The following is a 1260-nucleotide window of genomic DNA, read 5'->3' on the forward strand; positions in this document are numbered from 1 at the left end:
CTCGCGGTGCTCCCCGACGGCCGCGCCGCCGCCCGGGTCGACGCCGCGCTGAACGCGCTGCTCGGGCCCGGGCACCACGTCCTGCTCACCGCCGACGCGGGCGCCGAGAGCCGGTACCGCCGTTGGCTCGCCGTCCACCGCGGGGCGGTCCGTGCCGTCGTCGGCACCCGTGCCGCCGCGTTCGCACCCGTCCGGGACCTGGGGCTGCTCGCACTGTGGGACGACGGCGACCCGAACCACCGCGAGGAGCGGGCGCCGCAGCCCCACGCGCGTGAGGTCCTGCTGCTCCGGGCGGTGGCCGCCGACGCCGGCCTGCTCCTCGGCGGCCACAGCCGCACCGCCGAGGCGGCGCAGCTGGTCGCCGGCGGGTGGGCGGGGGAGCTCACCGCCCCCCGCGCCACCGTCCGGGAGCGGGCCCCCGCCGTCCGGACCCTCGAGGAGCGCGACGACGCCCGCGACCCCGCGGCCCGCAGCGCCCGCCTCCCCAGCCACGCCTGGGAGACGGTCCGCGGCGCGCTCGCGGACGGGCCGGTCCTCGTCCAGGTCCCGCGCCGCGGCTACGTCCCCCGGCTGGCGTGCGACCGCTGCCGCCACCCGGCCACCTGTGCGCACTGCCCCGGTCCCCTCCAGTCGCCGGGCGGCGACCGGGCCCCGCGCTGCGGCTGGTGCGGGCGCGAGACGGAGGTGTGGCACTGCCCGGAGTGCGGGGGCGGTCGGCTGCGCGCCAGCGTCGTCGGTGCACGGCGCACCGCCGAGGAGCTCGGCCGCGCCTTCCCGGCGGTACCCGTGCGGACCTCCGGGCGCGACCACGTCCTGGACACCGTGCCCGACCGGCCCGCCCTGGTCGTCGCGACCCCCGGCGCCGAGCCCCGCGTCGACGACGGCCCCGGCTACGCGGCGGCGCTGCTGCTCGACGGCTGGGCGCTGCTGGGCCGCCCCGACCTCCGGGCGGGGGAGGAGGCCCTGCGTCGCTGGCTCAACGCCGCCTCGCTCGTGCGACCCGCCCCCGCCGGCGGCTCGGTCGTGGTGGTACTGGCCGAACCGACCGCCCGGCCGGTGCAGGCGCTGGTCCGCTGGGACCCGGCCGGCCACGCGGAGCGCGAGCTGGGGGAGCGGGCGCAGCTCGGGCTGCCCCCCGTGACCCGGCTCGCCGCCGTCACCGGGCCGCCGGAGGCGGTCACCCGGCTGCTGCGCGCGAGCGAACTGCCCGACAGCGCCCAGGTGCTCGGCACCACCGACGTGGAGCCGCCGGCACCCGGC

General features: G+C 81.1%; 1 protein-coding gene. It reads left to right on the top strand.

What is annotated here, in order from left to right:
* Window positions 1-1260 (top strand): primosomal protein N' (locus HCN52_RS24495; RefSeq protein WP_512700797.1); only part of this gene is annotated, 1260 nt, incomplete at both ends.

Source organism: Streptomyces bohaiensis (assembly GCF_012033785.1).
Taxonomy (GTDB): Bacteria; Actinomycetota; Actinomycetes; order Streptomycetales; family Streptomycetaceae; genus Streptomyces; species Streptomyces bohaiensis.